General features: G+C 65.6%; 23 protein-coding genes. 11 read left to right on the top strand and 12 right to left on the bottom strand.

Features of this window, described 5'->3' with window-relative positions:
- Window positions 1–27: 27 nt before the first annotated feature.
- On the top strand, window positions 28–825 hold the full coding sequence (locus ADAD_RS0113615; RefSeq protein ID WP_010414828.1) for a transglutaminase-like domain-containing protein: 798 nt from the start codon (window positions 28–30) through the stop codon (window positions 823–825).
- Between the two features lie 107 nt (window positions 826–932).
- Window positions 933–1775: a L,D-transpeptidase family protein gene (locus ADAD_RS0113610; protein WP_010414827.1), complete on the top strand. Its 843-nt coding sequence runs from the start codon at window positions 933–935 to the stop codon at window positions 1773–1775.
- Between the two features lie 3 nt (window positions 1776–1778).
- On the opposite strand, the gene tilS is transcribed toward ADAD_RS0113610, so the two are convergent.
- The 5 genes from tilS to ADAD_RS16700 form a co-directional block, all read right to left on the bottom strand.
- Window positions 1779–2693 (bottom strand): tRNA lysidine(34) synthetase TilS, encoded by a 915-nt coding sequence (tilS, locus tag ADAD_RS16040; RefSeq protein ID WP_010414823.1) that lies wholly within the window; start codon window positions 2691–2693, stop codon window positions 1779–1781.
- 79 nt (window positions 2694–2772) lie between these two features.
- Window positions 2773–3690: a tetratricopeptide repeat protein gene (locus ADAD_RS0113600; RefSeq protein WP_010414820.1), complete on the bottom strand. Its 918-nt coding sequence runs from the start codon at window positions 3688–3690 to the stop codon at window positions 2773–2775.
- A 95-nt stretch (window positions 3691–3785) separates the two neighbouring features.
- Window positions 3786–4667: a helix-turn-helix domain-containing protein gene (locus ADAD_RS0113595; protein WP_010414818.1), complete on the bottom strand. Its 882-nt coding sequence runs from the start codon at window positions 4665–4667 to the stop codon at window positions 3786–3788.
- Window positions 4668–4777: 110 nt separating this feature from the next.
- Window positions 4778–7051, bottom strand: a complete 2274-nt coding sequence (ptsP, locus tag ADAD_RS0113590) for a phosphoenolpyruvate--protein phosphotransferase (RefSeq protein ID WP_029140144.1) — start codon at window positions 7049–7051, stop codon at window positions 4778–4780.
- Window positions 7052–7127: 76 nt separating this feature from the next.
- Window positions 7128–7283, bottom strand: a complete 156-nt coding sequence (locus ADAD_RS16700) for a YdcH family protein (protein ID WP_010414810.1) — start codon at window positions 7281–7283, stop codon at window positions 7128–7130.
- Between the two features lie 223 nt (window positions 7284–7506).
- Here ADAD_RS16700 and ADAD_RS0113580 point away from each other — a divergent pair, with 223 nt between their 5' ends.
- Entirely contained in the window at window positions 7507–7704 is a 198-nt protein-coding gene (locus tag ADAD_RS0113580) for a YdcH family protein (protein ID WP_029140143.1), read from the top strand.
- Window positions 7705–7804: 100 nt separating this feature from the next.
- Window positions 7805–8266 carry a DUF1465 family protein gene (locus tag ADAD_RS0113575; RefSeq protein ID WP_010414805.1) on the top strand — a complete coding sequence of 154 codons (462 nt, stop codon included), beginning with the start codon at window positions 7805–7807 and terminating at the stop codon, window positions 8264–8266.
- A gap of 3 nt (window positions 8267–8269) precedes the next feature.
- Here the strand turns inward: ADAD_RS0113575 and ADAD_RS0113570 are convergent, their stop codons facing one another.
- Window positions 8270–9736, bottom strand: a complete 1467-nt coding sequence (locus ADAD_RS0113570; RefSeq protein WP_010414802.1) for an FGGY family carbohydrate kinase — start codon at window positions 9734–9736, stop codon at window positions 8270–8272.
- A 62-nt stretch (window positions 9737–9798) separates the two neighbouring features.
- Here ADAD_RS0113570 and ADAD_RS0113565 point away from each other — a divergent pair, with 62 nt between their 5' ends.
- Window positions 9799–10671: an MBL fold metallo-hydrolase gene (locus tag ADAD_RS0113565; RefSeq protein ID WP_029140142.1), complete on the top strand. Its 873-nt coding sequence runs from the start codon at window positions 9799–9801 to the stop codon at window positions 10669–10671.
- A gap of 15 nt (window positions 10672–10686) precedes the next feature.
- Window positions 10687–11367 carry a DUF4230 domain-containing protein gene (locus ADAD_RS0113560; RefSeq protein ID WP_010414796.1) on the top strand — a complete coding sequence of 227 codons (681 nt, stop codon included), beginning with the start codon at window positions 10687–10689 and terminating at the stop codon, window positions 11365–11367.
- A 35-nt stretch (window positions 11368–11402) separates the two neighbouring features.
- Here the strand turns inward: ADAD_RS0113560 and ADAD_RS0113555 are convergent, their stop codons facing one another.
- The gene (locus ADAD_RS0113555) at window positions 11403–13394 is read right to left on the bottom strand and encodes a BCCT family transporter (protein ID WP_010414793.1); all 1992 of its coding nucleotides are present in this window, start codon (window positions 13392–13394) and stop codon (window positions 11403–11405) included.
- A gap of 185 nt (window positions 13395–13579) precedes the next feature.
- On the opposite strand from ADAD_RS0113555, the gene nadA reads away from it, so the two are divergent.
- Window positions 13580–14566, top strand: coding sequence for a quinolinate synthase NadA (gene nadA, locus ADAD_RS0113550; protein WP_010414789.1), 987 nt, complete (start codon window positions 13580–13582; stop codon window positions 14564–14566).
- Window positions 14567–14711: 145 nt separating this feature from the next.
- On the opposite strand, the gene ADAD_RS0113545 is transcribed toward nadA, so the two are convergent.
- On the bottom strand, window positions 14712–15635 hold the full coding sequence (locus ADAD_RS0113545) for a bacteriorhodopsin (RefSeq protein WP_010414786.1): 924 nt from the start codon (window positions 15633–15635) through the stop codon (window positions 14712–14714).
- A 175-nt stretch (window positions 15636–15810) separates the two neighbouring features.
- On the opposite strand from ADAD_RS0113545, the gene ADAD_RS0113540 reads away from it, so the two are divergent.
- A complete protein-coding gene (locus tag ADAD_RS0113540) occupies window positions 15811–17133 on the top strand; it encodes a DUF2254 domain-containing protein (protein ID WP_010414783.1) in 1323 nt (440 codons plus the stop codon).
- A 3-nt stretch (window positions 17134–17136) separates the two neighbouring features.
- Here ADAD_RS0113540 and ADAD_RS0113535 read toward each other — a convergent pair whose 3' ends face one another.
- Complete coding sequence (locus tag ADAD_RS0113535) at window positions 17137–18006, bottom strand: DMT family transporter (protein ID WP_010414780.1); 870 nt, start codon at window positions 18004–18006, stop codon at window positions 17137–17139.
- Window positions 18007–18103: 97 nt separating this feature from the next.
- Here ADAD_RS0113535 and ADAD_RS0113530 point away from each other — a divergent pair, with 97 nt between their 5' ends.
- Complete coding sequence (locus ADAD_RS0113530) at window positions 18104–19213, top strand: alkene reductase (RefSeq protein ID WP_010414777.1); 1110 nt, start codon at window positions 18104–18106, stop codon at window positions 19211–19213.
- An 18-nt stretch (window positions 19214–19231) separates the two neighbouring features.
- Here the strand turns inward: ADAD_RS0113530 and ADAD_RS0113525 are convergent, their stop codons facing one another.
- Together ADAD_RS0113525 and lipB are read right to left on the bottom strand one after the other, a co-directional pair.
- Window positions 19232–19465 (bottom strand): hypothetical protein, encoded by a 234-nt coding sequence (locus ADAD_RS0113525; RefSeq protein ID WP_010414775.1) that lies wholly within the window; start codon window positions 19463–19465, stop codon window positions 19232–19234.
- Window positions 19462–20121 carry a lipoyl(octanoyl) transferase LipB gene (gene lipB, locus ADAD_RS0113520; protein ID WP_010414771.1) on the bottom strand — a complete coding sequence of 220 codons (660 nt, stop codon included), beginning with the start codon at window positions 20119–20121 and terminating at the stop codon, window positions 19462–19464. Before lipB ends, ADAD_RS0113525 begins: the two co-directional genes overlap by 4 nt.
- Window positions 20122–20181: 60 nt before the next feature.
- On the opposite strand from lipB, the gene ADAD_RS0113515 reads away from it, so the two are divergent.
- On the top strand, window positions 20182–21009 hold the full coding sequence (locus ADAD_RS0113515) for a glycerophosphoryl diester phosphodiesterase membrane domain-containing protein (protein ID WP_010414769.1): 828 nt from the start codon (window positions 20182–20184) through the stop codon (window positions 21007–21009).
- A 62-nt stretch (window positions 21010–21071) separates the two neighbouring features.
- Window positions 21072–22493 carry an MFS transporter gene (locus tag ADAD_RS0113510; protein WP_010414766.1) on the top strand — a complete coding sequence of 474 codons (1422 nt, stop codon included), beginning with the start codon at window positions 21072–21074 and terminating at the stop codon, window positions 22491–22493.
- Between the two features lie 16 nt (window positions 22494–22509).
- Here the strand turns inward: ADAD_RS0113510 and arsC are convergent, their stop codons facing one another.
- The gene (gene arsC / locus ADAD_RS0113505; protein WP_010414763.1) at window positions 22510–22854 is read right to left on the bottom strand and encodes an arsenate reductase (glutaredoxin); all 345 of its coding nucleotides are present in this window, start codon (window positions 22852–22854) and stop codon (window positions 22510–22512) included.
- Window positions 22855–22902: the final 48 nt, after the last annotated feature.

Below are 22902 nucleotides of genomic sequence, written 5' to 3'. Positions count from 1 at the left end.
CTTGATGCTCGCGGCGCGTTACCGGGTATGACCATTTCCATCCGATCGAGCTTCGCCTTCACCACCGAAGCGCCAATCGATGCCATGCTTCAGTTCGAAGCGGCAGACATTCCCGAGCAGAAGCTGCTCTCCTGCAATACGCAAATGACCGAGGCCGCGCAGTGCATCCGCATTCCGGCGCAGGAGGACATTGGGGAGCGTGTCTGGGTGCGTGCCGACGGACGCTTCGAGGTGCGACACGATGCGCGGGTCGAGATCCAGCGACAGCTTGTCGACCTGCCATCGCTGCAGCAGCTCGATCCGCACCGGATGCCTGCAGCCCCGGTGCAATACCTTTTCGATTCCGCCTTCTGCCCGGCAGACAGGTTCCAGAGCTTTGTCGAGGCGCAGTTCGGCGGGACCTCTGGCGGAGAGCGTGTCGAGGCGATCCGCGAGTGGGTGTCGGACCGGTTTGCCTACGCGCCCGGCAGTTCGGATGCGCACACCACCGCGCTCGACAGTTTCGTGGAGCGGCGCGGCATCTGTCGGGATTTCGCCCACGTGGTCATCTCGCTTGCGCGTGCCAGCACGATCCCGGCGCGCTACGTCGCCTGCTACGGGCCCGACGTAAACCCGCAGGATTTTCACGCTGTGGCCGAAGTCTTCCTGCACGATCCCGAGAGTGAGGACGGCGGAACCTGGCAGCTGGTCGATGCGACCGGCATGGCCCGCGCGGACGAAATCGTGAAGATCGGCGTGGGCCGGGACGCGGCCGATGTCAGCTTCCTGACCAGCTTCGGCATGGTCGATCTGTGCGAGAAGACCGTGGAGGTATGGCGGGACTAGGCGGCCTTCTCCGCCGTTAACCTTTGCCCGCTATACCGTCTCGTGACGAGACGCGAAGGCCACGTACGCTAGGATTTCCCGCGCGCGCGAGGCAAGAAGGCATTGATATGAGCAAAGCCCTCATCTGGATCGGTGGCGCCACACTGGCGACCGTGCTGCTGTTCGGCGGCGCATCCATCGGCGCGCGTTTCCTCGATACCGGCGCCGAAACGCACAGCGTGGCTGCGGCGCCGGACCTGGAAGACGCGATTCCGGTCGATCCCTCCAAGTTTGGCAATGGCACCGGTACGCAGGACGGCGCAGAAGCGCTTGATTCCGAAGCGGAAGCCGACACCGCGCTGACCGACGAGACGATCGAGGCGGACGAAGCCACCGCGCCCGGCACCTCCGAAACGGCCCCCGCCAGCGCAGTGCGCGAAGGCGAGACCATCTACGATGCGCGCGACCAGTCGTCGCGCACCGTCTCGCGCCGGACCCCGGCGCGGGCAGAGCCCATGGTGGTCAAGCGCGTCCTGCCGATTACCGGCCCGATCCGTTACGGCGAGTGGCATTGGGATACGGACGGAGTGCCGCCCGGCCCGATCGTGATGACGGTCGATCTCGATGCGCGTGTCATCTCGGTTTTCCGCGGCGGGTACGAGATCGGCGCGGCGGCTGTACTGCTCGGCACGCAGGAACACCCTACCCCGCTCGGCACGTTCCCGATCCGCTACAAGATGCGGCACAACGTGTCGGAGAAGTACAACAACGCACCCATGCCCTATTCGATGTTCCTCACCAATGATGGCGTGGCGCTGCACGGTTCGCAGGTAGAAAACGGCTATGCCAGCCACGGCTGCATCGGGCTGCCCAACGAATTCGCGGCCAAGGTGTTCGCCGTGGCGAAGAAGGGCGACAAGGTGATCATCACCCGCGGGGAAACGCTCAAGCTGGGCGAACCGATCACCTAGGCCTCACGCCCCGGCGGATCGCGGCGGCTCGGGTTCGAACCACATCACGTCGGTGGTCGTCCGCTCCGCGGTGGGGTACATCCGCCGCCGGGCGAGCACACCGCCGAGCGAGGCATTCTCCCCCGAACGCAACCGGTCGATCATCCGGGCGATGTCCGATTTGCGAAGATCGGACGCGCCGAGCCCTTCCAGAATGAGTTCGACCACGCCGATTTCGATCAGGCGTGGATGCCCCCACGTGAAAGCACATCCCCCGTCGCGCCAGATACAGCAGCTTCGGGCCGTCTGCTGGACGATATGCTCCACCGCCACTTCCGCTTCTGCCAGATACCGGGCGGAGCGCGCCATGGCGGACGGATCGAGCCAGTCGAGATCGGCACTCGCCTTGCGTATCCGCGCGCGCTCGTACGCGTCGTCGGTGTTGGAGGGATCTTTCACCGGTTCGATGCCTGCCTCGGCCACGATCGCGGCAAGTTCCTCTCGCCGCCATCCCAGCAGGGGCCGGATCAGGAGCATTTCGGCGACCACTCCGGCGGGAAAGAAGATCGAGGAAGGCCGCACGCCTGCCAGCCCCGACAGGCCGCTCCCCCGGTTGAGCCGCATCAGCAGCGTTTCCGCCTGGTCGTCGGCGTGATGCGCCGTGGCGAATGTGGCCACCCCCATCTGCGTGAAGTGCAGGCCCAGTGCCTCGTAGCGCGCCGCGCGCGCCATCGCCTGCGTGTTGCCGGCCGCCAGTTCCACCGAAAGGATCGCGTGGGGCACGCCGATCTGCGCGCACACCTCTCCGACGAACTCTGCTTCCGCCCGCGATTCGGTCCGCAGGCCGTGGTCGACCGTTGCAGCATCGACCCGGCCCGGCATCGCGGCATTGGCCAGCAGAAGCAGGGCGAGGCTGTCCGGCCCCCCGGACACCGCCACGCCCAGCCTCTCCCCGTAATCCTCGTCCAGCCGGCAATCGGCGAGAAACCGCGCGACCAGCGCCGGATCGACCTCTGCGTTAATTGGAGCAGCTCACCTTGCGCCGGTTCGCTTCGTACTGATCGCTCAACCGACCGGCGGCGATTGCCGGATAGGTCTCGCCGAATTCGGCAAGGGCGATGCACGCGCGGTCCGTATCGCCCAGCTCGATCATTGCTTCGGCAAGATAGAGCAGGCTGTCCGGTGCACGGGCGGCGTCGTTATCGGCCTGGTAGTTCTGCAGGAACCACGGAGCGGCCTCACGCGCCTGTCCGTTGTCGAGATAAGCACGGCCCAGCAGGTTGCGCCCGTAGGTGGTGCGCCAGTGGTTCGGATACTGCTCCACGAAGGCGGCGAGCGCCTGCTGCGCCTCGGGATAAAGCTCGGCCTCCCACAGGCGGAAGCCGTAGGAGTAATCGTCGTCGCCCGCATCGTCGGTCTGCGGCTTGGTGATCGCGCGCACCGCGGCAAGACGCTCTGCGCTGGGGCCGGAGCTTTGCGCAGGTGTGGGCGTAGGCGTCGTCGTCGTGCGTGGCTGGGTGGTCGTGCCGGAGCCGGATGTATTCGAGGCGGTGCGCGGCACGGTCGCGCTTTCGAGCGCGGAAAGGCGCGCCTCGAAGCCCCGCTGCGTGTTGGTGACCTGCTCGACCTGCCCCGTCAGCGTCTGGATCGAGGATTCCAGCGCGTCGAGCCGGGCCAGAATGTCGGTAACGGCAGTCGTCTGCGCGGCATTCGTCGCGCCGCCGCTCTGCGATGATGAGATTTCGGGCTCGAAATAGCGCCCGTCGCCACCGGGGAAGACCCGCCGCTGAAGCGCGCGGACTTCGGCTTCGAGCTTGCGGATGCGCGCTTCGTCACCGTCCTGCGCGACTGCGGGCGTGCCCGTTGTCACGAGCAGGCCGGCCAGCGCGCCGATCAAAACCGCGCGGGGTTTCGCGGATGAATTGAACAAAGTCATTGTCTCCCTCGTATTCCAAGTCCGTTTTCGCGGGTGGTGCCCCCTTCGTCACGAACCGGGGCTGAACCATCGCTTTCTCGATACCCTTGCGCCGATCAGCGAACGCCGCCGGTTCCGGTGCTCTGCGGCGGGCTGTCGGCGCCCTCCGCGTCGCTTCCCTCACCGGGCAGGCCGATGCCGTCGCGCGCCAGCAGCGCCTCCGCGCTCACCTCCACATCGCTGACGACCGCATCGTTCTCGGCGAGGCGCGGCACGCTCTGCCCGCCGATCGTGATCGTGAATGCGTCGGGCCGCCCGGTGCGCATCTGCGGGTCCTCGGCAGTGTCGGGGATGGTATAGCTTTCACCCTCGGCCATCAGGCTTTCCATCAGCACGTTCGATTCAACGCCATCGTAGAAGCGCACCCACATGCCCTCTTCGGTGGAAGTGAATACGACCGGGCCATCGGCTGCCGGCTGCTGGCTGGCGCTCTGCGTCGCCGCTGCCTGCGCCTGCTCTTCGGCAATCGTCCGGTCTTCCTCTGCTGCCAGCAGGGAATCGGGCCCGGCGCCGGGATTGAAGAAGGTGCGCGAGAAGGCGAAGAGGCCGAGCAGAAGGATCACGGCTGCCACGATCGAACCGATCACCAGCCCGCGCGATGGCAGGCGGGTGGGATCTTCGGTCTGGATGGTGCCGTCGCGCAGACGCTCGGAAGGGTCTTCGATCCCGAGCTGTTCGCGCACTTCGTTGACGATTTCGTCGTCGTTGAGGCCCACCGCCTTGGCGTAGCTGCGCGAAAAGCCGATCGCATAGGTCCGGCCCGGCAGCACGGCAAAATCGCCATCTTCGATGGATTCGAGATGATTCCTGGGAATCCGCGTGGCCGAAGCCACATCCTCTATGCTCATGCCCTTGGCTTCGCGCGCGGCACGCAGCCGCTCGCCCGGGGCAGCCGGCTCGGAATTGTCTATTTCGAATCCGGGTTCGTCGTCCGCCATTACTGATCCTTACGGCCCCCGCTGCAGGAACGCCCTGTCTAGCGGCGTTCCCATGCGAAGCCAACGGCGGGAAGACCGGATTTTGCGCCTTTTTCCCAGCCGGAACAGGATCATTCCACTTCGATGCCGTGTTCCTGCGCCCATTGGGCAATCGCCGCGCGCGTATCGGGGGGCGGTTGCGCGATCAGCCGACTCATGAAGCTGCCCACCTCATCGAGGTCGATCTGCCGGATCAGTTCCTTGATCGGGCCTACGGAAACCGGCGTGATCGAAAGGCGGCGATATCCCAGGCCCAGCAGCGCGAGCGCCTCCAGCCGTCGTCCGCCCATTTCGCCGCACAGGCCCAGCCGCACCTGATGCCCGGCGGTCGCATCCACGATCCGCTTGAGGAACCGCAGGATAGCCGGGGACAGCCAGTCGTAGCGCGCAGCCAGCTTGGGGTTGGCACGGTCGGCAGCGAACAGGAACTGGGTAAGATCATTGGTGCCCACAGAAAGGAAGGACACCTTGGGCACCAGAAGATCGAGCACCTCGACCAGCCCCGGCACCTCGATCATCGCGCCATATTCGATCTCTTCGGGCAGGATGATCCGCTTGCGCGCACGCAGGAATTCCCGCTGTTCCTCGAACACTGCACGGGCGGCATCGAATTCCCACGGTTCGGAGATCATGGGGAACATGACCCTGAGCGTGCGCCCGCCCGCCGCCTCGATCAGCGCGCGGGCCTGTGCCTTGAACAGGCCGTCGCGCTCCAGCGCGAGGCGCAGGGCCCGCCAGCCCATCGCCGGGTTCTCGTCTGCCGCGCCACTGTCGCTCGAAAGATAGGGCACCGCCTTGTCGCCGCCGATATCGACGGTGCGGAACACCACCGGCTTGCTGCCCGCCGCATCGAGCACATCCTTGTAGAAGCGCGTCTGCTTCTCGCGCTGCGGCAGCGTGGCGGAGACGAGAAACTGGAACTCGGTGCGGAACAGGCCGATACCGTCGGCGCCGACCATCGAAAGCGTGGTCAGATCATCGCGCAGGCCAGCATTCATCATCACCTGGATACGCGTGCCGCAGCGCGTGAACGGTTCCACATCGCGCAGTTCGGCATAGGCGGCACGCCGTTCCTTCGATTTGGCGAAGCGCGCCTCGAACGCATCGATGACCGAGGTCTGGGCGCGGACATGCGCGAGCCCGGCATCGCTGTCGAGCAGCACGTGGTCACCCTCGCCCACGACGCCGCGCAGGCCCCGCACGCGGCCCAGCACCGGGATGCCCATAGCCCGCGCCACGATCACCACATGCGAGGTGAGCGAGCCTTCTTCCAGGATCACGCCCTTGAGCCGCCGCCGATCATATTCGAGCAGTTCGGCCGGGCCCAGATTGCGCGCGATCAGGATCGCGTCTTCCTTCAGCCCGCTCGACGCGGCGGTTCCGATCTGCCCCGAGACGATCCGAAGCAGGCGGTTCGAGAGGTCTTCCAGATCGTGCATCCGGTCCGCGAGCAGCGGATCGTCGATTTCGCGCATGCGCATGCGGGTGCGTTGCTGCACACGCTCGATCGCGGCTTCCGCGGTCAGCCCTGCATCGATCGCCTCGTTGATCCGGCGGCTCCAGCCCTCGTCGTAGGCGAAGGCCTTGTAGGCCTTGAGAACCTCGTCGGTTTCGCCGCCCGCGCCGAATTCCGCCTGCTGCGCCATCTGGTCGATCTGGTCACGCATGCGCTCGAACGCGCGATAGACCCGCTGCCGCTCGAACTCGGTGTCTTCGGCGACCACCTTGTCGATGGTGATGCGGGGCTGGTGGAAAACCGCCGAACCGCTTGCCAGGCCCGCCACCAGCGTCAGGCCGGTCAGCTGCGCAGGACCGCTGCGTTCCGGCGCCGCCTCGTCGGCCGAACGCTCGTCGATCAGCCCTGCGTTCACGATCATTTCGCTCAGCACCATTGCGGTGGTCTGGAGCGCCTCGATCTCCACGTCCTCGTACCGGCGCGGATCGACATGCTGGACGTTGAGCGCGCCCACCGCACGCTCGCGATAGACGATCGGCACGCCCGCGAAGCTGGAGAACTTGTCCTCACCGGTTTCGGGCCGGTACTGGAAGTCGGGATGCGCCTTGGCCTGCGCGAGGTTGAGCGTTTCCCCATGCGCGACGAGTGTGCCGGTCAGCCCCTCCCCCACCGCAAGGCGGGTGACGTGGACGGCCGACTGGTTGAGCCCGCGCGTGGCGGACAGTTCCAGCATGCCGCCACGCAGCAGGTAGATCGAGCACACTTCGCTATCGAGCGATTCGCCCACGATCTCCACAGTGCGGTCGAGTTTGTCCTGCGCCGAAAGGCGGGTGGCCATCAACTCGTGAAGGCCGGTCAGGATTTTCCGGGCCGCTACCGTTGCGCTCATGGGTGCGGGTTAGCTCATTGCGCCGCGCAGGGGAAATCCCTTTGCGTTTTGCTGCTCACGCGTCCGCGTTCCGGCCTCAACCGGTTGCCATTTCCTCTTTCAGCCGCAGCTTCTGTTTCTTGAGACTTCGCAGCGTCGCATCATCGGGCGCCGCCTTGCGCATTTCATCGGCAATTGCCGCGTCGAGCGTGGCATGCTTGGTCTGAAGGGCGGTGATGTGCGAAGCGTTCATAAAGCCTCTTCTCCTCTTTCGTGTCGAAGCCGCTCGCGAAAGGACGCGAGCAGCGCGGGGACACCGGAAGAGACAGTACGGCCCTTCGGGCCACCGCTTGGAAGAGTGAACCATAGAATCGCATTCCTGCGAAGGGGTGATATGAGGCTTCTCGACCAATCCAGCCGATGCTGCGATGGATCGTGTGGGATGGCGGCCGTTGCCGTGAACGAGGACGGACGAATTGACCGAGGGGGAATTGCGAAAGCGGCTCGAACAGTTGCGGATCGAGCACCGCGATCTCGATGCGGCGATCGATGCGCTGTCGGCAATGGATTCGCCCGACCAGCTGCAGATCGCCCGGCTCAAGAAGCGCAAGCTGCAATTGCGTGATCGCATGGCCGCGATCGAGGATGAATTGATCCCCGACATCATCGCCTGATCTCGCCCGGCGTGGCGGCGAGTTATCATCCGCCCCTTCGCGGGACAGGCCCGCCAAGGCGCTTATCGCAATGAAGCGAATGGCTTAGCCGGTCGCTCGCATGAGGGACACGGTCGATATCACGGCGCTGATCGTCGAAGAATTATATTGCGAGGCCAACGTCCTCGCGGATGAGGTGCGGACTGTCTTCGCACCGGCGGTCAGCGAACTGATGCCCCCCGAACTGCCGCTGCGCCGCGCGCTCGAATGCGAAGGGCTGAAAGCGACGACGCGGATCATGCATGTGCTCGCATGGCTGCTCAATCACCGGGCCTTTCTGGCCGGACAGATGAGCGACCGCCAGTGGGAACAGCATACCAACCTGCCGCCCGATCGCGCACCTGCCGCCGACATGATGGACCTGCTGGACCTGCCGACACAGGCCCTCGTCGCCGAAACGCAGCGGCTGCACGCCCGCATCGCGCGGCTGGATCGCGAATATCGCGAGCGCCACTCCGCCGTCTCGTCGCCTTCGATCGGATCGCTGCACCAGCGCCTGGGCAGGCATTTCGCGCGCGGTTGAGCCTCAGGCCGCCGACAGCGCCCGCTCCCATCGCTCAAGCCGTTCACGGCGCACGCCGTCCCGCATGCACGGGTCGAAGCGGTCGACTTCGCCGCGCATGGCGTCTGCCGCCTCGGCCAGATCGTCGAACCAGCCGATCCCCGTCGCAGCGGCGATGGCCGCGCCGAGCGCAGTGGTCTCCACGAAACGGGGCCGTTCCACCGCCAGACCCAGAATGTCTGCAATATCCTGCGCCAGCCAGTCGTTCGCGCTCATCCCGCCGTCGATCCGCAGGCTTTCCCATTTCGCGCCGTCGGCGGCGAACGCCCGCGCCAGATCGTGCGTCTGGGCGCTGATCGATTCGAGCGCCGCGCGCGCGATCTGTGCTTTGCCGCTGGCGAAGCTCAACCCTGAGATAAGCCCGCGCGCATCGGCCCGCCAATGCGGCGCGCCCAGCCCGGCGAGCGCGGGCACGATCACCACCTCGCCCGAGCTTTCGACCGAACGCGCCAGCGCCTCGGTATCGCTCGCATCCGCGATCAGGCCCAGTGAATCGCGCAACCACTGGATCAGGCTCCCCGCGACAAACACCGATCCCTCGATCGCATAGGTCCGCACGCCATCGCGCTGCATCAGCACGGTAGAGAGCAGGCGGTGCTCCGAACGCGGTATCTCGGTGCCGTGATTGGCAAGGATGAATGCGCCTGTGCCGTAGGTCGCCTTGGTTTCGCCTTCGGACAGGCAGCCCTGCCCGATGGTCGCGGCCTGCTGATCGCCCACCAGCCCGCAGATCGGAATCGCCCGGCCGAACAGGCCCGGATCGCAGCTGGCAAGTTCGCCATGCGTATCGACCACGCGCGGCAGCGCCGCATGCGGCACGCCGAAAAGGTCGCACAGGTCCTCGGAAAAGCCCGCTTCGCCAAGCGGCAGCAGCAAGGTGCGGCTGGCATTGCTCGCATCGCTTATGTGATCCCCGCCCGAGAATTTCGCGACCAGCCAGCTTTCCACCGTGCCGAAGGCGAGCCGCCCCGAACGCGCAGCGGACGCCACCGCATCGTCGTTTTCGAGCAGCCAGCGCATCTTGGTGGCGGAGAAATAGGGATCGAGCAGAAGGCCCGTTTCCCGGTGAACGTCGTCTTCCCGCCCGCTCTCGCGCAGCGCCGCACAGTCCTTCGCCGTGCGCCGGTCCTGCCAGACGATCGCACGGGACAGCGGCTCCAGCGTATTGCGGTCCCAGGCGACCACCGTTTCGCGCTGGTTGGTGATGCCGATTGCAGCAATGCCTTCCGGGCTGCGGTTGCCCAGCACCCGGCGCGCGCAATTGAGGCTCGCCTGCCAGATTTCCTGCGGATCGTGCTCCACCCATCCGGGCCTTGGAAAGTGCTGCGCGATCTCCGCCTGCGCGCTGCCGCGAAGCACGCCGTCGCGCCCGAACAGCATCGCGCGGGTCGATGTGGTGCCCGCGTCGATGACCAGAATATGCTCGCTCAAACCTCACCTCTTCCCGAACGTGCGGCGTGACATGCGCCAGTGGCCGCCCCATATGCAAGGCAATGGTAGATATTCCGCCCCGCCCATGGCCCACCGGCACTCCCGAAAAGCCTGAGCCGCTCGTCACCCGTGTGCTTGCGCCGAACCCTTCGCCCTACACCTTCACGGGCACCCAGACCTACCTCGTCGGTGCGGGCGAGGACCGCGCGGTCATCGATCCCGGCCCCCACGAAGCGGAGCATCTCCAGGCGATCATGGACGCTGCCGGGGATGCGAAAATCACCGCGATCCTTTGTACCCACACCCACCGCGATCATTCGCCCGCCGCAGCTCCGCTTGCCGAGCGGACCAGAGCGCCGGTGATGGGCTGCGCCAAGCTGGTGATCGCGGATAACGGCCCGCGCGCCGACGAGGCCTTCGATACCACATACGAGCCGGACCGCGTTCTCCAGGATGGGGAGAGTGTGGAAGGCGACGGCTGGTCGCTGCGTGCGGTCGCCACGCCGGGGCATACGTCCAACCACCTGTGCTTCGCGCTGGAGCAATCGGGCGCGCTGTTCACCGGCGACCACGTGATGGGCTGGTCCACCAGCGTGATCGTTCCGCCCGATGGAGACATGGGCGATTACCTCGCCAGCCTGGACAAGCTCTACCAGCGCGAGGACCGGGTCTATTACCCGGCGCATGGCAAGCCGGTAGAAAAGCCGCAGCAGCTGGTCCGTTCGATGATCGGCCACCGCCGCCAGCGCGAAAGACAGATACTTCGCACGCTGGAACAAGGGCCGCTCAGTCTGCCTGAGTTCATCCCCGTGATGTACAAGGGTCTGGACCCGCGGCTGGAAAAGGCCGCGCAGATGTCCGTCCATGCGCATCTGATCGATCTGGAACGCCGCAACATGGTTAACCGTTCGGATGAGAGATGGGCCGCCCTTTAGTGGAGACGAACCGCAGTGAGTGACGAAGAAACCCAAACCCGCGCGAAGAAGTCGCGCCCCCAGTTCCTGCCCTGGTTCCTGGTGATCCTGCTGATCGCCGCGCTCGCCTGGATCGGCTGGCGGACCTATGGGCCCAACCGGATGGGCGACCCCATCGGGACGACGCTGGTTTCCTTCGAAAAGCAGAACCGACTGGTGGTCTTCACCGCGGAATTCGCGCCGGTGGTGGCCAGCAAGGACAGCCGGTTCTTCGGTGCGCTCAAGAGCCGCCAGGTCGCGGTGATCCCGGCACGGGTGAACTACTCGGTCGATCTGTCGAAGATGGACCGGTCGCGCCTTTCGTGGAACGCCGAGACGCAGACCATGGGCGTACGCCTGCCCGCGCTGGAACTCAGCAAGCCCAATCTCGACGAAGCGCGCGCGCGATACATGCGCGAAGGCATCTGGATCACCCCCAATGCGGAAGAGGATCTGAGCCGCAACAACACCCAGATCGCCGAGCGCGAAGCGCTCGACAGCGCACGCAGCCCCGCCCTGATGGAACTGGCGCGGACGTCCGCGCGCGCGGCCGTGCAGCAGAACATTGCCGTTCCGCTGGCGGCAGCCGGCTATCGCAACATCACCGTGGACGTCAGCTTCGACGGTGACACGCCTAGCAAGCAGAAGCGTGCCCCCGCAAAGGCCGCGGAGGAATAGGCTTCGACACGCGCGCCCTTATCGGGCGGCGATCATCATGCCAGCCGGCGCGCGTGGCGGAAGTGTGCGTAGCGGTTGAGCAGGTCGCCGATCAGCTGTTCGCTGGTGTAGCCCGTCACGTCCAGCGGATGGCCGCCTTCGGAACTGCGCGCCATCGCCCGGAAATTCCGCTTTCCATCATCCTCGCCCGGACGGTGCGCCTCGGCCCAGGCAAAGCTGGGCGCACGAAAGGCACGCGCGCGCACTTCGTAGCTGAAGGTGCCGTGTTCGCCATGCGGTACGGATAGCAATACGTCGCCGCCGTCGCGGGTGACTTCGGGCGCGAGGCTGCGGCGGCGCATTTCCGCCGCAACATCTTCGAGCGCGGGCAGGGCTTTCTCTTCGAGGAACTCGGCAACCTGTTCCTTTCGGAACGAGCCGGTGATGGTGGAAAGCCGCTTCTTCCAGTTGATATCCGCGTCGAGCGGCTGCGTGGGCAGCATGCCGTAATCGGGCACCCCGCCGCTCTGTTCCATCGCAAGTGCCTTGAGCAGGCCATAGCAGATGAAGATCATCACCACGGCGAAAGGCAGCGCACTGGCGATGGCGGCTGTCTGCAGAGCCTGCAGCCCACCCGCGACCAGCAGCACCGCCGCGACCGCGCCTGCGCAAATCGCCCAGAACACGCGCTGCCAGACAGGCGGCGCATCCACTGCGCCATTGGTGATGGTGTCGATCACCAGCGCGCCCGAATCCGCCGAGGTGACGAAGAAGGTCACGATCAGGAGGGTGGCGGCGACCGAAGTGATCGAGGACAGCGGCAGCTCGGCCAGCGTGGCGAAAAGCGCCGTGGGCAGGTTGTTCTGAACGATCTCGGCGATGGGCGCGACGCCTGCCATGTCCAGCGCGATCGCGGTATTGCCGAACACCGTCATCCACAGGAAGGTGAACAGCACCGGCACCACCAGCACCCCGGCCACGAACTGGCGAATGGTGCGTCCACGCGAAATACGCGCGATGAACATGCCCACGAAGGGTGACCAGGCGATCCACCAGCCCCAGTAGAACAGCGTCCAGTTGGATAGCCATTCGTTCGGCTCGTAGGCATAGAGGCGGAAGGTGCGTTCCACCACCTGGCCGAAATACGCGCCCGTGTTCTGCACGAAGGCCTGCAGCAGAAAGATGGTCGAGCCCGTCAGCAGCACGAATCCGAGCAGGATCGCCGCCAGGATGATGTTGAATTCGGACAGGCGCTTCACGCCTTTGTCGAGGCCCATGTAAACAGACAGCGTGGCAAGCAGGGTGATCCCTGCAATCAGCGCGATCTGGATGCCAGGCGATTGCGGCACGCCTGCAATGAAGGCAAGCCCCGCATTGACCTGGAGTACGCCCAGCCCGAGCGAGGTGGCGACGCCGAACATCGTGCCGAGCACCGCGAAAATGTCGATCGCATGGCCGATCGGCCCATGGATGCGCTTGCCCAGCAGCGGATAAAGCGCGGAACGCGGCGTCAGCGGCAGGCCGCGACGGAACGCGAAATAGGCCAGCGCCAGACCCACCACCGCATAGATCGACCACGCATGCACGCCCCAGTGAAAGAAGGTGAGCACCATCGCCTGCCGCGCGGAGTCGACGCTGGCGGGGTCGCCGCGCGGCGGCTCCGCATAATGCAGCAGCGGCTCTGCCACGCCGAAGAACACAAGGCCGATCCCCATCCCGGCGCTGAACAGCATCGCGAACCAGGACAGATGGCTGTATTCCGGCTCGCTCCAGTCCGGCCCCAGCTTGATGTCGCCATACTTGCTGAGCGTCAGGAACACCACGAAGACCAGGAAACCGGCGACCGCAAGGATGTAGAACCAGCCGAAGTCGGCCACGATCAACGCCTGCAAGCGATCGAACACCTGCCCTGCCGTTTCCGAAAACAGCGCACCGAACAGTGCGAAGGCCACGATCAGTATGGCCGAGCCGAAAAACACCGGACGATTGGCCACAAGACGCAATTGCGAGGGATTGTCGGCGGCTTCTGTCAGTACGGGATCGGTCATGGCGGGGGGCTGTCGCATTCCCGCCTCCCCGGGGCAAGACAATCAATGGTTTTCCTGCGGTCTGACGGGATGCCCGGCCCGTCATCGCACCCATCCGCGGAAGCGTTTTGCACGGAACACCCTCGCGCATGCGTCCGTTCGAACTATATGCGATCTGCAACAGAAACGACCGGGGCCCAAGAACAATGACCGATCAATCCCGTCCTCCTACCGGCGACGACCTGCTCGCCGAGATCGAACGCCTGCGCAAGGAGCGCAACGCGGTGATCCTGGCGCACTACTACCAGAAGCCGGAAATCCAGGACCTTGCCGATTTCGTGGGCGATTCCCTGCAGCTGAGCCAGATGGCGGCGGAAACCGACGCGGATGTGATCGCCTTTTGCGGCGTGAAGTTCATGGCCGACACCGCCAAGATCCTCAGCCCCGAAAAAATCGTGGTCCTGCCCGACATGGACGCCGGGTGCAGCCTGGAAGACAGCTGCCCGCCGGAGAAGTTCAAGGCTTTCCGAGAGGCGCACCCCGATCATATCGCGCTGACCTACATCAACTGCTCGACAGAGGTGAAAGCCCTGTCGGACGTGATCGTCACCAGTTCCAGCGCGGAGACGATCCTCGAACAGATCCCCGAAGACCAGCCGATCATCTTCGGGCCGGACCGGCATCTTGGCGGCTATCTCAACCGCAAGTTCAACCGCGACATGCTGCTGTGGCCGGGCGTGTGCATCGTGCACGAGGCCTTCAGTGAAACCGAGCTGCTCAAGCTGAAAGCCCAGCACCCCGGCGCGCCCATCGCAGCGCATCCCGAATGCCCGCCCGCCATCGTCGATCATGCTGATTACGTCGGATCGACCAGCGGCATCCTGCAATTCGCGGAGACCTTCCCGGGCGACACGCTGATCGTGGCGACGGAGCCGCACATCATCCACCAGATGGAAAAGGCCCTGCCGGAGAAGAACTTCATCGGGGCGCCCGGCGCGGACGGCAACTGCAACTGCAACATCTGCCCCTACATGGCGCTCAACACGCTGGAAAAGCTCTACACCGCGCTGCGCGATCTCACTCCGCAGATCGAGATCGAGGAAGGCTTGCGGATGAAGGCCAAGCAGAGCCTCGACAGGATGCTGGAGATGGCCAGCGGCACGATAGGGAAAGGAGACCTGGGCAAGATCTGATCTTGCCCAGTGGCGGCAAGGGCGATCTGGGCAAGATCGACTGACGCGCCGCCGGAAAGGAAAAAAGGCCGGGGCGAACCACCACCCCGGCCTTTTCTTCAGGTATCGTCAGGGAGACGATCCGAATTTCATGTGTCGCCCGCGGCTAAGGTGCGCGGCGCAGCCCGGGGCCGCCGGTATTCGGCTTCTCCGGGGCGGAAGCCAGCGCCTCGGCTGCGGGCATGTACCCCTCGTAAGCGCTGCGGCGAAGCACGAAGCGGGCAAGGATGATGCCGTAGATCAGCTTGGAAGCAATATCGGCGAGCGAATAGATCCCCTGGCGCGCAATCACGATTTCCGCCGTGGCGCCCAGCTGCGGCAGCGCATAGGCGATCGGGTACAGGCCCCAGGTCGCCAAGAAGAACCACCACAGGTTGTTGGGCCAGGGCTTCAGGATGTCGGGCGTGCTGCTGATCCCCGCGATCAGCGTCTGGCGCACTTCGAGTATCAGCCACAGGAAGAAGATCGAGGAAACGACGCCCCACAGGTTGAGGTGCGAGAAATCGCCGACCTCGCCGAACTGGCCATACAGCCCGGTCCAGATCATCAGCACGGCCGGAACACCCATCCGCAGCGAACGGCGCTGAATTTCCCCCTGCCGCAGCCCCATGGCGATGGCGAGCTGCGTCAGCAGGATCGGCACGGTGATCGTCCAGTTGCCGTAGCGATAGGCATTGGTGAAGGTCTCGTTCTCGGCCAGCGGACGGTAGAGGCCGTCGACGAACGCGTAGCTGTCCTTCCACAGGCTGAATTCCTGCAGCAGGCTGAGCCCGGCGCTCGCCATGACGACCGCGGACAGGATCGGCACCAGCCGATAGCGCGGGGCGAGGTTCTGCACGCTCATCAGGAAGAACAGGATGAAGGCGAAACAGGCCCCGTAGCTCACCATCAGGATCAGCGATCCCAGCGTGTATTGCTGCATGGTAAGGGTAACGACGTTCTCGATATTGCCGAGCTGGTTGGCCAGCGCGGTGTTTACCTCCGGAATTGGCGGGGAAACGACCGTATTGTCAGTAATCGGGGCAACCATGTACGTCCTTTCGGTGGCAGGGCGCTGTCCTGCCCCGCCGCATTGCCGCTCAATCGCAGGATCAGCGCGTTAGTGCAATTGCCGGACCGATAATCGCGTTACGCGCGTTCCGTGACGAGACAGCGAAAGCACCAGTCCCTAATGGCCCGGTGCGAGGAAAGGATATTCCGCGACCATGATGGCCAAGTTGCGCAAGCTCTGGAGCGATGTGAACGCCAGCTACTGGTTCTTTCCCGCACTGTTTGCTGTCGCCGCCCTGCTGCTGGCGACCATCACCATCCAGCTCGACCGTGCCGGTTACGCTGCCTGGATCAACGAGGTGAAATGGCTCCAGCCCGCCCGGCCCGACGGTGCCAGCAACATGCTCACCGTCATCGCCGGATCGATGATCGGCGTAGCGTCCACCCTGTTCTCCATCACGATCGCGGCGGTCGCCTTCGCCAGCGGCAATTACGGCCCGCGACTGCTGACCAATTTCATGGAGGATCGCGGAAACCAGATCAGCCTCGCAACATTCATCGGCACCTTCGTCTACGCCATCACCATCCTGCGCTCGGTCCGCATGCCGGACGAGGCGAGCCCGCTGGCACAGGGCACCGCCTATCCCGGCTTCACACCGCAGATTTCGCTGCTGGTGGCCTACCTGCTGATGATGATATCGGTGATGGTGCTGGTCTACTTCCTCAACCACGTCCCCTCCTCGATCCGCATCAACGCGGTGCTCGAAGGGATCGGCAGACGGCTGCTGCACGCGATCCGCGACAATTTCGAAGAACCCATGAAGGCGCGGGTGGAAGGCGAGATGCGCGAAGGCACGCCCGTCTATGCCGCCAGCGCCGGCTATATTCAGGTCATCAACTGGCAGCAGATGCTCAAGGTGGCACGCGATAGCGGAGCCGAACTGCAGATGGCGGTAAGGACAGGCGATTTCGTGCATCCCTCCGTCGCCATCGGTTACTGGTCCGAGGCTCCGGGCGATGAGTGGGACGAGAAATTGCGCGAGTGCCTGGCCCTGGGCGAGACGCGCACCCCCTCGCAGGATCTGCACTTCATGATCGACGAACTGGTGGAGATCGGGCTGCGCGCCCTCTCGCCTGGCATCAACGATCCCTTCACCGCCATCTCCGCGCTGCACTGGATCGGCGCGGCCACCGCCGAACTGGGCAAGCGCGATCTCAACTGGTCGATCGGAGAGCCGGACGAGGACGGCAGGCGCCCTCTACGCCCCATGGCGGACGATTTCCGCCACTACGTGGCGCGCGGTTTCGGCACGATCCGCAACGGGGTCTCCACCAGTCCTGCGGCGGCCTCCGTCATGTTCGAGACGCTCGAAGGTGCGGCCGCGACGACGGCCGATCCGGTCCGGCACAAGGTCCTGCGCGACGAGGCCGACCAGCTCATGCGGCAGGCCAAGGCGAACCTGTCAGGGCCGGATCTCGAACAGGTGGAGGCGCGCTTCGCCCTGTTCCGCAGCCGGACGGAGGATGGCCCGGAATAGGGATCATCCCGTGCGTGCGCGGGCCACTGCCAGCGCAGCGCCGACCATGACCATTCCCACCATGTCGAGAGGGCCCAGAACCTCTCCGAAGGCGAGAAATCCATAGGCCACCGCCACTGCGGGCTGCATCAGCAGCGCAAGGCCGATTATCATCGGCGAAAAGGCGCGCAGCGCGAACACCAGCAGTCCCTGCCCGAGCACCTGGCTGAGCAGCGCCAGCAGCACCAGCGGCGTCCAGTTCTGCGGCCAGATCGGCTCGCCCCGCAGCCATGCCACCGCCAGCAGTACCGGCGCGGCGAGCAGACACACGCGGGTCAGCAGCGACCAGCCGCCCAGCCCCTTGCGCGCATCCTGCAGGCACAGGAGATAGACCGCGTAGAGGAACCCGGCGGAAACGCAGAACAGGTCGCCCACCAGCGTGCTCGCGCTGATGTCGGCACTGCGCCCCATCAGGATCGCGGCCCCGCCAAGCGCCAGCACGATCGCGGCCCACTCTGCCCGGGCGGGCATCGTCCGGGCGACGAGAATGCCCCAGAACAGCAGCACGAGGCTGCCCGAATTGCCGAACAGCGACGCATTGCCCAGCCGGGTACGCTCGATCCCGACATGCCAGAGGGCCAGATCCAAAGCGAAGGCGAGCGCACCCAGCGCCACCAGCAGCGCGGTGCGCCGCGGCAGGCCGGACACCGGCTCGCCCATGCGCCGCGCGATCAGCCACAGCAGCGGTAGCGCGATGACCAACCGCCAGAAGCCTGCTGCCACGGGGCCGCTATCCGCCAGCCTGACCGACCACGGACCGAGCGCCAGCGCCACGTTGCCCGCGATCAGCGCCGCCCAGTGGAGCGCGCCGGGAGAACCGCTTTGCGAGGCCATAGGCGATCTATCGCGGCTCTCGCTTGTCGTGCCCATGGCGTGCCCCTACCTCGCACTCGCACCAAAGGGTCAACAGAAAAACAGGAAACCACCTTTCATGCACGACGCCCTGTTCCAGCCGCTCCGTCTGGGAGCAATCACCGCCCCCAACCGCATCCTGATGGCCCCGCTGACGCGCGGCCGCGCGACGCCGCCGAACTTCGTCCCGAACGCGATGATGGAAACCTATTACCGCCAGCGCGCCGGCGCCGGCCTGATCATCAGCGAAGCGACCGGAATCAGCGTGGAAGGGCTCGGCTGGCCCAATGCGCCGGGCATCTGGAGCGATGAACAGGTGGAAGGCTGGAAGCCGATCACCGATGGCGTGCACGAGGAAGGCGGACGGATCGTCCTGCAGATGTGGCACATGGGGCGGATCGTCCATCCCGACTTCCTGGGCGGCCAGCCCCCCGTTTCTGCCAGCGCGACGACCGCGCCCGGCCATGCGCACACGCCCACCGGTCGGAAGGACTACGTGCAGGCGCGCGCTCTCACTCTCGATGATATCAAGCGCCTGATCGAGGATTACCGCAAGGCCGCGGCCAACGCGAAGGAAGCCGGGTTCGACGGGGTGCAGCTGCACGGCGCGAATGGCTACCTGATCGACCAGTTCCTGCGCCGCAGCACCAACCTTCGCGAAGACGAATATGGCGGCTCGGCGCAAAACCGCTCCCGCCTGCTGGGCGAAGTTCTCGATGCGCTGATCGACGTGTGGGGCGCGGACCGGGTGGGCCTGCGCCTGTCGCCCAACGGCGATTCCCAGGGCGCGGACGATCCCGATCCCGCCGAAACCTTCGGCGCGGCGGCCCAGGTCGCGCAGGATCGCGGCGTCGCCTTCCTCGAATTGCGGCAGCCCGGCCCCGATGGCACTTTCGGCAGTACCGATGTGCCCAAGCAGGATGCGCTGATCCGCGGCATCTACAAGGGGCCGCTTGTGCTCAACAGCGATTACACGCCGGAAGAGGCGGCAAAGGATGTCGAGAGCGGCCGAGCCGACGCGATCAGCTTCGGGCGCCCCTTCATCTCCAACCCGGACCTGCCCATCAGGATCGCCAAGGGTGCCGCGCTGGCGGAAAACGTCGACGTGCCGAAGAGCTGGTACCTGCCGGGCGCGGAGGGTTACATCGACTATCCGACGCTGGAAGAAGAGCAGGCTTCCGCAGCCTGATCCATTGGCGGGGCGGCGCTACTCGGCGTCGTCCCGCTCTTCGCCAGCGCTTTCGTCACTATCGCCGCCCCGCCGGGGCGCTTGCGATCGCACTGTTGCGATGGGCAGCATCGCGTCCGAAATCGTGCCACCCTGGACTTCGCCCTGTGGACCGACGGTCTCGTCGCTCGCCGGATCGGCCTTCTCCTCACCTCCACCGCACGCAAGAAGCACGAGGGCGAGAGCGGGTATGGCGGCGGCTTTACGCTTCATCGGGCGTCCTGTCTTTCAAGCGCCTCGAGAAAGGCGGGCGCGGTGGCCTGCAATGCCTCATCCCATGCCTGGGGCGCAAGATCGATGCCGAGATCGGCGAGGCTGGTGACACCGAATTCCTCGATCCCGCAGGGCACGATGCCTGTGAAATGGGAGAGATCGGGCGACAGGTTCACCGCGAAGCCGTGCATCGTCACCCACTTGCGCACCCGCACTCCGATCGCGCCAATCTTCGCCTCGCGCCCGTCGGGCCCCTGCGTCCAGATGCCGACCCTTTCGGGCACGGTCCAGCTTTCCACTCCGAACCGCGCGAGTGCGTCCACCGCCCATCCCTCTATCCCATGAACGAAGCGGCGCACATCCTTGCCGCGCCTGCGCAGATCGAGGACGGTGTAGGTCACGCGCTGGCCCGGCCCGTGGTAGGTATAGCGCCCGCCGCGCCCTGCCTCGACCACCTCGAACCGCGGATCGAGCAGCTCGCTGGCTGCCGCGCTGGTCCCGGCGGTGTAGACCGGCGGGTGTTCGAGCGACCAGATCAGTTCCTGCGCCCCGCCCCCCTCGACGGCGGCGTTGCGTGCGTCCATCGCAGCCAGTGCCTCGCGATAGGGCACCGGCTCGGGCGAGACGCGCCATTCGATATGTTCAAGCGTCGGCATTTTCGTTTGCGTGGCGCATGGTCCCCCGCTTATCAAGAGGGCACAGACCCGGGGGAATTCATGAAGCTAGACATCAACCGCGCGTGGACCGATGCGCTCAATCTGATCCAGACCAATAGCGGCGTTGTCGCCATCGTCGCGGGCGTCTTCTTCTTCCTGCCGTATTTCGCTCTGGTCCTGCTGATGCCGGACATGGCGCAGTCGATGGCTTTCGAGCCGAATTCTGACGATCCCTCGGTGGTCATGGACCAGATAATGGCGCTCTACGCGGATGTGTGGTGGGCCATGGTGCTGATGATCGTGGCGCAGGTGGTCGGGACGATTGCACTGCTGGCGCTGCTGCGCGCCCACGACCGGCCGACAGTGGGCGAAGCGATCAAGATCGGGGCGATCGGTTTTCTGACCTACATCGTGGTCATGCTGCTCGTTTACATCGGAATGGGCATCGCTGGCGGCTTGATCATGGGCATCGCCATCGCAAGCGATATCACCGCGCTGGCAGTGATCCTCGGTATCGTGCTGTTGGTCGCCCTGATCTATATCGCGGTGAAGCTGTCGCTGGTCGCCCCGGTGATCGGAATCGACAAGGTATACAATCCTTTCGCGGCGATTGCGCGATCCTGGCGGCTGACCAAGGGCAACTCGCTGCGGCTCTTCGCCTTCTTCGTGCTGCTGGTTATCGCCTTGCTCGTCGTCAGCCTGGTACTCGGCCTGATCGTGGCGCTGGTCTTCGGGCTCGCCGGGCCGGAGGTTGCGGCGATCGGTGCCGGCCTGTTCAACGCCATCCTCAATGCGGTCTATGTCGTCATCATGCTCGGCGTGCTGGCGGCGGTTCACCGCCAGCTTGCCGGTCCCGATACCGAAGCCGTGACAGAGACCTTCGAATAACGCGCTCCTGGCGCTCGGGACCGATTGCCACCGGGCGGCGCGCGGCCTAGCGTCGCGCGCCCATGCCTCCCGATCCCGAAACACGCGCGCCCCCGGAACCCCTGAGCGACTCGGCCGCCGCCCTGGACCAGTCCGGCATACCGCGCGGCCGCATGGCGCTGCTGTTTACCGTCGTGCTCGTCTCGGCGGCGGGCAATACGGCGATGCAGTCGGTCATGCCCTCCATTGGCACCGCGCTGGGCGTGGCGGACGTCTGGATCAGCCTGGCCTATAGCTGGTCCGCCCTGTTGTGGGTCGGCTTCGCGCCATTCTGGGCGCGCCGTTCCGACCGGCGAGGACGCAAGGCGATGATGGCCATCGGGCTGGTGGGTTTCGTCGCCTCGATGGGCTTGTGCGGGGCGGCGCTGTACATCGGGCTGGCGGGCTGGATCGGGCCGTTGCTGACGCTCGTGCTGTTCGCCGTCTGCCGCTCGCTCTACGGCCTGCTCGGCTCGGCTGCGCCTCCGGCGGTGCAGGCCTATGTCGCCAGCCGGACTCCGCGCGCGCAGCGCACGCAGGCGCTCTCGCTGATCTCTTCCAGCTTCGGCCTGGGCACCGTCATCGGGCCCGCCCTCGCCCCGCTGCTGATCTTCCCGCTGCTGGGGCTGACCGGGCCGTTCTTCGCCTTCGCCGCAATCGGGATCATCGCGATTATCGCCCTGCGGCTGCGCCTGCCCAATGACGAGCCGCGTTTTGCCACCCACGCCTATGCCTTCGACGCGCCCTATGGGGGCAGCGGCGCGGGCCGGCACGCGACCGACAGGGCAGAGGATATCCCGGCGGATGATGCGCCCGCGCAGCCGCGCAGGGGCCAGCAATTGACCGCCGAGGCAGCGACTGCGCCCGAGCTTGCCTGGACCGACAGGCGCATCCGCCCGTGGCTGCTATCCGGGCTGCTGGGCGGGCATGCCCAGGCCATGATGCTGGGGATCGCGGGCTTCCTCGTGCTCGACCGGCTGGGCCTGCGCGACGATCCGACCGCCGGTGCGGGGCCGGTCAGCATCGTGCTGATGATGGGCGCGGTGGCGACCCTGCTCGCGCAATGGGGCCTCATTCCGGTGATGAATCTCGGGCCGCGCGTGTCCACCCTTTCGGGCATGGCGCTCGGCGTGGTGGGCGCGGTGGTCTTCGGCACGGCCACGCAATTGCACGGCATCGCCCTTGGCTTTGCCATTGCGGCGCTGGGGTTCGGGCTGTTTCGTCCCGGCTTCACCGCCGGGGCTTCGCTTTCGGTCAGTCGCCCAGAGCAGGGCCAGGTTTCCGGCAAGGTCGCCAGCATCAATGGCGCGAGCTACATTTACGCGCCCGCTCTGGGGGTGTGGCTCTACGGGCATAGCGACTGGATCGGCTTTGCCACGATCATCGGCTTCTGCATTGCCGTGATGGTGATCGGCTGGACCCGGCTGGACAGCGACGCGGCGCTGATGGCGAGCGCGGACGACTAGCGCCGACCGCCATCCATCACAGGATTTCCAGCACGCGATCCTGCGGACGACACAGGCGCGCGCCTTTTTCCGTCTCAACCAGCGGGCGTTCGATCAGGATCGGGTCCGCGACCATCGCATCGAGGATCGTGTCCGCGTCGGCCTCGGGCAACCCGCGCTCTTCTGCGTCCGTGCCGCGCGTGCGCAGACCGTCGGCAGGCGTGATCCCGGCTGCTTCATAGAGCTGGGCCAGCTTCTCGCGCGTCGGCGGGTCCTTCAGATATTCAACCACGGTCAGTTCGACGGCCTTCAGGTTCTCCAGGATCGCCAGCGTCTTGCGGGACGTGCCGCATTTCGGGTTGTGCCAGATGGTCGCTTTCATGGGATTTCTGCTCCTGATTTGCCTTTGGCGCGTCCCTAGCCCCGAGAT

The organism is Citromicrobium sp. JLT1363, from assembly GCF_000186705.1.
GTDB lineage: Bacteria > Pseudomonadota > Alphaproteobacteria > Sphingomonadales > Sphingomonadaceae > Alteriqipengyuania.
Note: the sequence above shows the minus strand (reverse complement) of the source record. Positions and strands in the feature narration are given on the sequence as shown.

Excerpts from the sequence above, each read along its gene's own strand:
- ADAD_RS0113510 (WP_010414766.1), top strand. The coding sequence starts at position 21,072 with ATGCCTCCCGATCCCGAAACACGCGCGCCCCCGGAACCCCTGAGCGAC.
- nadA (WP_010414789.1), top strand. The coding sequence starts at position 13,580 with ATGACCGATCAATCCCGTCCTCCTACCGGCGACGACCTGCTCGCCGAG.
- lipB (WP_010414771.1), bottom strand. The coding sequence starts at position 20,121 with ATGCCGACGCTTGAACATATCGAATGGCGCGTCTCGCCCGAGCCGGTG.
- ADAD_RS0113540 (WP_010414783.1), top strand. The coding sequence starts at position 15,811 with ATGATGGCCAAGTTGCGCAAGCTCTGGAGCGATGTGAACGCCAGCTAC.
- ADAD_RS0113545 (WP_010414786.1), bottom strand. The coding sequence starts at position 15,635 with ATGGTTGCCCCGATTACTGACAATACGGTCGTTTCCCCGCCAATTCCG.
- ADAD_RS0113565 (WP_029140142.1), top strand. The coding sequence starts at position 9,799 with ATGGTAGATATTCCGCCCCGCCCATGGCCCACCGGCACTCCCGAAAAG.
- ADAD_RS0113575 (WP_010414805.1), top strand. The coding sequence starts at position 7,805 with ATGAGGGACACGGTCGATATCACGGCGCTGATCGTCGAAGAATTATAT.
- ADAD_RS0113600 (WP_010414820.1), bottom strand. The coding sequence starts at position 3,690 with ATGACTTTGTTCAATTCATCCGCGAAACCCCGCGCGGTTTTGATCGGC.
- ADAD_RS0113615 (WP_010414828.1), top strand. The coding sequence starts at position 28 with ATGACCATTTCCATCCGATCGAGCTTCGCCTTCACCACCGAAGCGCCA.
- ADAD_RS0113525 (WP_010414775.1), bottom strand. The coding sequence starts at position 19,465 with ATGAAGCGTAAAGCCGCCGCCATACCCGCTCTCGCCCTCGTGCTTCTT.
- ADAD_RS0113555 (WP_010414793.1), bottom strand. The coding sequence starts at position 13,394 with ATGACCGATCCCGTACTGACAGAAGCCGCCGACAATCCCTCGCAATTG.
- ADAD_RS0113515 (WP_010414769.1), top strand. The coding sequence starts at position 20,182 with ATGAAGCTAGACATCAACCGCGCGTGGACCGATGCGCTCAATCTGATC.
- ADAD_RS0113535 (WP_010414780.1), bottom strand. The coding sequence starts at position 18,006 with ATGGCCTCGCAAAGCGGTTCTCCCGGCGCGCTCCACTGGGCGGCGCTG.
- ADAD_RS0113610 (WP_010414827.1), top strand. The coding sequence starts at position 933 with ATGAGCAAAGCCCTCATCTGGATCGGTGGCGCCACACTGGCGACCGTG.
- ADAD_RS0113595 (WP_010414818.1), bottom strand. The coding sequence starts at position 4,667 with ATGGCGGACGACGAACCCGGATTCGAAATAGACAATTCCGAGCCGGCT.
- ADAD_RS16700 (WP_010414810.1), bottom strand. The coding sequence starts at position 7,283 with ATGAACGCTTCGCACATCACCGCCCTTCAGACCAAGCATGCCACGCTC.
- arsC (WP_010414763.1), bottom strand. The coding sequence starts at position 22,854 with ATGAAAGCGACCATCTGGCACAACCCGAAATGCGGCACGTCCCGCAAG.
- ADAD_RS0113530 (WP_010414777.1), top strand. The coding sequence starts at position 18,104 with ATGCACGACGCCCTGTTCCAGCCGCTCCGTCTGGGAGCAATCACCGCC.
- ptsP (WP_029140144.1), bottom strand. The coding sequence starts at position 7,051 with ATGAGCGCAACGGTAGCGGCCCGGAAAATCCTGACCGGCCTTCACGAG.